The 2,083-nt window shown below is 63.0% G+C and carries 2 protein-coding genes; one reads left to right on the top strand and one right to left on the bottom strand.

The window, feature by feature from the left end:
- The first annotated feature begins 172 nt into the window (after positions 1 to 172).
- Positions 173 to 766, top strand: a complete 594-nt coding sequence (locus FQP90_RS22860) for an HhH-GPD-type base excision DNA repair protein (RefSeq protein WP_144653402.1) — start codon at positions 173 to 175, stop codon at positions 764 to 766.
- Positions 767 to 833: 67 nt separating this feature from the next.
- On the opposite strand, the gene FQP90_RS22855 is transcribed toward FQP90_RS22860, so the two are convergent.
- Positions 834 to 1,820: a patatin-like phospholipase family protein gene (locus tag FQP90_RS22855; protein WP_208760064.1), complete on the bottom strand. Its 987-nt coding sequence runs from the start codon at positions 1,818 to 1,820 to the stop codon at positions 834 to 836.
- Between the last annotated feature and the right edge of the window lie 263 nt (positions 1,821 to 2,083).

Raw genomic sequence — 2,083 nt, 5'->3', positions numbered from 1 at the left:
TTTCCGTTTCGCACCCGGCGACTCAGAAAACAATACACGCCCCACCACCCCAACGCAAATCCACCCCAAACCCCACCACCCGCCGTCGAACCCTGCCCCTGGCGAGCTGCCATCCATAGGACGGCAGGGCCGTGCGCAGTAGCAAATGACGACGCCGCACGGTGGTGGGAGGATGGGACCCATGGAACTGCACATCACAGGAGATGCCGCCGCCGATCAACTTCTCAGTGACGACGCTTTTGCGTTGCTGACCGGTATGTTGCTCGATCAACAAGTCACTATGGAGTCAGCGTTCGCCGGACCTGAGAAGATCCGCACGCGCCTCGGTTCCTTGGACCCGGGCACGATCGCTGATTACGATCCCGCCGGTTTCGTGGAAGTGTTCAAGGAGCGGCCGGCAGTTCACCGATTCCCGGGCTCCATGGCAGGCAGGGTACAGGCCCTCGCCGAAACGGTTCACCGTGAATGGGATGGAGATACCACGGCCATCTGGACCAGCGGCGACCCCGACGGCGCCGAGGTCCTCCGTCGACTCAAAGCCTTGCCAGGCTTCGGAGACCAGAAAGCAAAGATCTTCCTGGCCCTCCTCGGCAAGCAATGCGGCCTGCAGGCAGCCGGGTGGCGTGAAGCCGCGGGCCACTACGGCGAGGACGGCTCCTATTTATCCGTGGCCGACATCGTGGACCCAGAGTCATTGGCCAAAGTGCGCGCCAGCAAGCAGGCGGCCAAGGCCGCGGCCAAAGCTGCGAAGGCACCAAACGCCTGAAGCGAGCCACCCTATAAGTCCAAGAACGCAGAAGGGCCCCCACATTGCGTGGGGGCCCCTCCTGCTATCAGTGCCAGAAATCCGCGAGTTCCCTGGCAACGTCTTTCCCTTGCACGTAACCGGCACGGGCAGCTGGTGGCCGCAGCGAAAGGTCCATCGCGTTGGTTCCGAACATGTGCCCGGATTCGCTGGTCGGGAAGATCGTTTCCACCCTGCTGCCGCCTGCGCGCAGTTGGTCCACCTGAGTAGCAAGATCAGTGCCCCACTCCTTGGGATGCAGTGACCTGCCGCCGAAGGGCGCCAAGACCAGAACCCGCCCCGAACCGGCTGCCAGGTCGGCATTCTCGGCATTGGATCGGTAACCCCCATCGATGTAGTAGCCGTCGCCGATCCTGTAGGGAAGCCCACTGGAGCAGCTTGCCGCTACGGCATCCACCAAGTCGACTCCGCTGTGCCGGTCGAACACCACGGATTCACCGCTACCGGCGTCCACGGCCGTGATCAGTATCCGCCGTTCCGGCCACTGCTGGATGGGGAGACGGGAGGCGACGACGGTCCGCCACTGCGCCTGCCAGGAACCGTCCGACGCCGAACCCATCTCGAGCGCGGACGCCCCCACTTTGCGGCGCATATCGGCAGCGTCTGAAGCGGAAACTATGATCTTGCGCATGCGCTCCATGTGATCCACTACGGGCCTGACGCGCGGCCGGTCCGGTCCGCCTGCATTTGACCGTGTTTGGGGTACTGGCACCAAGGTGGCGGCAAGCAGCTCGGTCGGCGACGCGCCGGAGACCTGCACCGCAGCCGTGGAGCCTGCCGATGTTCCGATGGTCAGGTCGGCTGTGGTTACGTCCAAGCCGGCCTCGAACAGGCCGGCGATGACACCGATGAGCCAAGCGTTACCAGTCGAACCGCCGCCACCCAGGACCAACGCCCGCCCACCTGTGGGAAGCGCGTACAAAGTCTTGTCTAGCTGCGGCCGATCCTGGTCGCCCAACAGCTCTGGAGACGACGTGGAGGTGGCTTGCACATTGGAAAAAGGTGTTGTGTTCATGGGAGTCGCCTTTCGCGAATTGCCGAGGGGGCGCTCCCGAACAGCGACTACCTCAGTCGCGGGATCGTGGAAAGCGAGGGAGCACCCATGGTGGATACTGCGTTCATGGGTCTCACCTCCTGTTGTTAGATCACGATCACTGAAAAACTAGCATGCACTCGGGGCCGTGCGCCATCGCGTGTTTGTTGTGTGGGTGTTAAAGGTGAAGAGCCCCGACCTGTGGTCGGGGCTCTTCGAATGGTTGTCCGGCGGTGTCCTACTCT

Source organism: Paenarthrobacter nitroguajacolicus (assembly GCF_007786235.1).
GTDB classification, from domain to species: Bacteria; Actinomycetota; Actinomycetes; order Actinomycetales; family Micrococcaceae; genus Arthrobacter; species Arthrobacter nitroguajacolicus_A.
Note: the sequence above shows the minus strand (reverse complement) of the source record. Positions and strands in the feature narration are given on the sequence as shown.

Bases quoted from the DNA above. Each gene is read 5' to 3' on its own strand.
- FQP90_RS22860 (WP_144653402.1), top strand. From the start codon at position 173: ATGGGACCCATGGAACTGCACATCACAGGAGATGCCGCCGCCGATCAA.
- FQP90_RS22855 (WP_208760064.1), bottom strand. From the start codon at position 1,820: ATGAACACAACACCTTTTTCCAATGTGCAAGCCACCTCCACGTCGTCT.